Source organism: Streptomyces sp. L500 (assembly GCF_054551825.1).
Window position 1 is genome coordinate 1 of the sequence record NZ_JBTOLC010000093.1, and the last position, 5,413, is coordinate 5,413.

1 protein-coding gene is annotated in these 5,413 nt (G+C 74.9%); it reads right to left on the bottom strand.

Annotated elements, in window-relative coordinates; all coding sequences use genetic code 11:
- Positions 1–5,413 (bottom strand): type I polyketide synthase (locus ACX9I7_RS32265; RefSeq protein ID WP_459389348.1); only part of this gene is annotated, 5,413 nt, incomplete at both ends.

Here is a 5,413-nt window from a genome sequence, read left to right on the forward strand (position 1 = left end):
CGCGTTCGTGCCGCTGAGGCCGAACGACGACACACCCGCGCGCCACGGGCGATCGACCTCCGGCCACTCCCGCGCCTCCGCGAGCAGTTCCACCGCGCCCGCCGACCAGTCCACATGCGACGAGGGCTCATCGATGTGCAGGCTCTTCGGCAGAACACCGTGCCGCATCGCCATGACCATCTTGATGATCCCGGCGACACCCGCCGCAGCCTGCGTGTGCCCGATGTTCGACTTCACCGAGCCCAGCCACAACGGCCGGTCCGCGTCCCGCTCACGACCGTACGTCGCCAGCAACGCCTGCGCCTCGATCGGGTCACCCAACGTCGTACCCGTACCGTGCGCCTCCACCGCATCCACATCAGCCGCCGACAACCCCGCACTCGCCAACGCCTGGCGAATCACCCGCTGCTGCGAGGGGCCGTTCGGCGCCGTCAGACCATTCGACGCCCCATCCTGGTTCACCGCCGAACCACGCACCACCGCCAACACCCGGTGACCATTGCGTCGCGCGTCCGACAGCCGCTCCAGCACCAGCACGCCGACGCCCTCCGACCAGCCCGTGCCGTCGGCGGCGTCCGCGAACGCCTTGCAGTAGCCGTCCGTCGCCAGCCCGCCCTGGCGGCTGAAGCCCGCGAAGGTCATCGGCGTCGACAGGACCGTCACACCGCCGGCGAGGGCGAGCGAGCTCTCGCCGCTGCGGAGGGACTGGGCGGCGAGGTGGAGCGCGACGAGCGACGACGAGCACGCCGTGTCGACCGTCACCGCCGGGCCCTCCAGCCCGAAGGTGTAGGAGATCCGGCCGGAGATGACGCTGGTGGCGAGGCCGGTGCTGGCGTGGCCCTCGACGTCCTCGCGGGAGTTCATCACGAGCGTGGCGTAGTCCTGGCCCGTGGTGCCGACGAAGACGCCCGTCTTCGTACCGCGCAAGGCCGTCGCGTCGATCCCGGCCCGCTCGAACGCCTCCCAGGACGTCTCCAGCAGCAGCCGCTGCTGGGGGTCCATCGCCAGGGCCTCACGCGGCGAGATGCCGAAGAACCCGGCGTCGAAGTCGGCGACGTCCTGGAGGAAGCCGCCGCGCCGGGTCGCGCTGCCGCCCCGGTTCTCCGGGTCCGTGCCGAAGAGCGCCTTGAGGTCCCAGCCCCGGTCGGTGGGGAAGCCGGTGATGCCGTCGCGGCCTTCGGCGAGCATCCGCCACAGGTCCTCCGGCGACCGTACGCCGCCGGGCATCCGGCAGGCCATGCCGACGATGGCGATGGGGTCGTCGGCGACGGCCGGGGTCGTGGCGGGGGCACCGGCGGCGCCGCCGGCCTCGTGCTGGTCGAGCAGCCCGGCCATGAGGTGGCTCGCGAGGGCGGCCGGGGTCGGGTAGTCGAAGATCAGGGTCGCGGTGAGCCGCAGACCGGTGGCGGTGGTGAGCCGGTTGCGGAGCTCCACCGCCGTCAGGGAGTCGAAGCCGAGTTCGCGGAACTCCCGGCCCGCCTCGACCTGCCGTGCCGAGGCGTGCCCGAGGACGGCGGCCGCCTCGGTCCGGACGAGGTCGGTCACGGACCGGAGCGCGTCCTCCTCCCCCAGCGCGGACAGCCGGAGGCTGAGCGCGGCCGCCGTGCCGGCGCCGCCCGCCGCCGTGGCGGCCGTTCGCCGGCCGCCACGGATCAGGCCGCGCAGCAGCGGGGGTACGACGCCCGGGGCGCGTCCGCCGCGCGCGGCGGGGCCGATCGGGGCGACGTACGGCTCGTCGAGGCAGACGGCCGCGTCGAAGAGCGCCAGGCCCTGTTCGGCCGTCAGCGGCGGCACTCCGGAGGCCGCGATCCGCTGCATGTCGGCCTGCGACAGCGCGCCCGTCATGCCGCTCGACTGCGCCCACGCGCCCCACGCCAGGGACTGGGCGGGGAGGCCGAGGGCCCGGCGGTGCCGGGCGAGGCCGTCGAGGAAGACGTTGCCGGCGGCGTAGTTGGCCTGGCCGGCGCCGCCCATCACGCCGGAGACCGACGAGAAGAGGACGAACGCGGCCAGGTCCAGTTCCCTGGTGAGGTCATGGAGGTGCCAGGCCGCGTCGGCCTTCGGACGCAGGACGGCCGAGAGGCGGTCCGGGGTCAGGGAGGTGACGACGCCGTCGTCGAGGACACCGGCCGTGTGGATGACGGCGGTCAGCGGACGATCCCCCGGGACCCCGGCCAGCAGCCGCTCCACCTCTCCGCGGTCCGCCGTGTCGCACGCCTCGACGGTCGCTTCCGCGCCGAGGGCGGTCAGTTCGTCGACCAGCTCCGCCGCTCCCGGCGCCGCCGGGCCGCGGCGGCTCGCCAGCAGCAGGTGCCGCACACCGTGCTCGGCCACCAGATGCCGGGCCAGCAGGCCGCCCAGGCCACCCGTACCACCGGTGATCAGCACCGTGCCCGCCGTGTCCCACGTGCGTACCGCTGCCGGAGCGTTCGGCTCCGGCGCGACCCGCGCCAGCCGCCCCACGCGCACCGCACCGTCGCGCACCACGAACTGATCGTCGCCCGCCGCCAGCAGACCCGGCAGTTGGGGCAGTACGTCAGCGACGTCCGTATCGGCGTCGAGGTCGAGCAGGGCGATGCGGTCCGGGTGTTCGGTCTGCGCCGAGCGCACCAGGCCCCACGCGGCGGCGGCCGCGAGATCGCCCCCGTCCGTCGCACCCCGCGTGACGAACACCAGTCGTGAGCCCGCGAACCGCTCCTCCGCCAGCCACTCCCCCACCAGGCCGAGCGCCCGGGCCGTCAGCTCGTGCGCCGCGCCGGGCACGTCGGTCCCGTCGCCGCCCGCTTCCAGCGGGGCCAGTACCAACTCCGTGCCGTCCGGGACGCCGGCCAGGGCCGGCGCGGCCGTCCCGGCGGCCAGGGTCACCCGGCTGATCTCGCGGTCCTCCGACCGCTCCTGCGGTGCCGGGACCCAGTCCAGCCGCAGCAGAGATCCATGCTCCTGGCCGCCGGCCCGGCGGTCGGGCTCGGTCTCCGCCCGGTCGCGGTGCACCAGCGTGCTCGCCGAGAGCACCGGTGCGCCCTCGGTGTCGACGACGGTCACGGAGACGGTGTCCTCGGCGGTCCGGGTGATGCGTATCCGTACCGCCGACGCGCCCCCGGCGTGGAGGGAGAGCCCGGACCACATCAGCGGTACCGGCTCGTCGCCTCCCCCGCCCGGCGCCGTGATGGCGAGGGCCTGGGTGACGGCCGTCAGCAGCGCCGGGTGGAGGCCGAACGCTCCGGCGTCGTCCGCGGCGTCGGCGGGAAGGGCGGCTTCCACGAAGGTGTCGGCGAAGGTGCCGGCGGCCCGCGTCCAGATCGCGCGGACGGTCCGGAAGGCGGGGCCGTGTCCGGCCTTGTCGTAGAACTCCTCGACGGCATCGGCGTCGACGGCGGTGGCGTCGTGCGGCGGCCACTCGTCGGTGCCGAAGTCCGCGACGCGCTCGCCGGGGCTCAGCATGCCGTGCGCGTGCTCCGTCCAGGTCTGGTCGGGGGTGTCGGCGAGCTGGGAGTAGACGGTCACCTTCCGGGTGCCCGCGGGGTCGGGGGCGCCGACCCAGACCTGGAGGAGGACGGCGTGCTCGCCGTCCAGGGCGAGCGGCGACGTCAGGGTGAGTTCGTCGACGCGGCCGTGGCCGACCTGGTCGCCCGCGCGGACGGCGAGCTCCACGTACGCGGCGGCCGGGAACGTGGTGCCGTCGGCGAGCCAGGGGTGGGTGCGGGTGGAGAGCCTGCTGGTGAACAGCACGCCGTCGAGGCCGGCCAGGGCCACGGCCGCGCCGAGCAGCGGGTGGCCGGCGGGGGTGAGGCCGGCGGCGGACACGTCGCCCGCGACGGCGGCGGGCTTGGGCCAGTAGCGCCGGTGCCGGAAGGCGTACGTCGGGACGTCCACGCGGCGGGCGCCCGTGCCGCCGAACCACGCGGCCCAGTCCACGGCGACGCCCGCCACGTGCAGCCGGGCGAGCGCGGTGAGCAGCGAGCGCTCCTCGGCGCGGTTCCGGCGCAGGGCGGTGACGGCGAGCGGGGTCCCGGTGGTGTCGTCGAGGCTGTGCTGGGCCATGGCCGTCAGCACGCCGTCGGGGCCGAGTTCCAGGAACGCGGTGGCGCCCTCGTCGGCCAGCGTCCGGACGCCGTCGGCGAAGCGGACGGTCTCCCGGACGTGCCGCACCCAGTACTCGGGCGTGCACAGCAGTTCCGCCGTCGCGATCCTGCCCGTCACGTTGGAGACGACCGGGATGCGCGGCGCCTGGAAGGTCAGCCCGGCCAGGGCCTGCCGGAAGTCCTCCAGCATGGGGTCCATGAGCGGCGAGTGGAAGGCGTGGCTCACCGCCAGCCGCTGGGTCTTGCGGCCCTCGGCGGCGAACTTCTCGGCGATGCGGGGCACCGCTGTCTCGTCGCCCGCGATGACGACGGCGTCGGGGCCGTTGACGGCGGCGATCGAGACGCCGGCGGTCAGACGAGGCGTCACCTCGTCCTCGGACGCCTGCACAGCCACCATCGCACCACCAGCAGGCAGCGCGTCCATCAACCGAGCACGAGCCGCGACGAGGGAACACGCGTCCTCAAGAGAGAACACCCCCGCCACATGCGCGGCCGCGACCTCGCCGATCGAGTGGCCGGTGACGTAGTCGGGGCGCACTCCCCACGACTCGATCAGCCGGAACAGGGCCACTTCGAGGGCGAAGAGCGCGGGCTGGGCGAAACCGGTGCGGTCCAGCACGGCCGCGTCGCCCTCGAACATCACCTCACGCAGCGGGCGTTCCAGGGCGCCGTCGAGGTGGGCCGCCACCGCGTCCAGGGCCTCGGCGAAGACGGGGAACCGGGCGTACAGTTCCCGGCCCATGCCCACCCGTTGGGATCCCTGGCCCGTGAAGAGCACCGCCAGGGGGCGGCCGCCGGCGGCCGCGCGGCCTCGCGCGGCCTCGGACAGGGAGCCGTCGGGGCCGGCGAGGAGGACCGCGCGGTGGTCGAAGGACGAGCGGCCCGTGGCCAGGGAGTGGCCGACGTCCACGGGGGCGGCGGTCCCGGCGAGGGCGGTCGCGCGCTCGACCTGGGCGGCGAGCGCCTCCTCGGACTTGGCGGATACCGGCCACGGCACCACGCTCGGCCGGACCACGGGTGCCTCCGGCTCCCCCACCGACTCGGGCTCGGCGGCCTGTTCCAGGATGACGTGCGCGTTCGTCCCGCTGATGCCGAAGGAGGAGACGCCCGCGCGCCACGGCCGGTCCACCTCCGGCCACTCACGGGCGTCCGTCAGCAGTTCCACCGCTCCCCCAGCCCAATCCACGTGTGCCGAGGGCCGTTCCGCGTGGAGGGTGCGCGGCAGCACGCCCCGGCGCATGGCCATGACCATCTTGATGACTCCGGCGACGCCCGCCGCAGCCTGCGCGTGGCCGATGTTGGACTTCACCGAGCCGAGGAGCAGCGGCCGT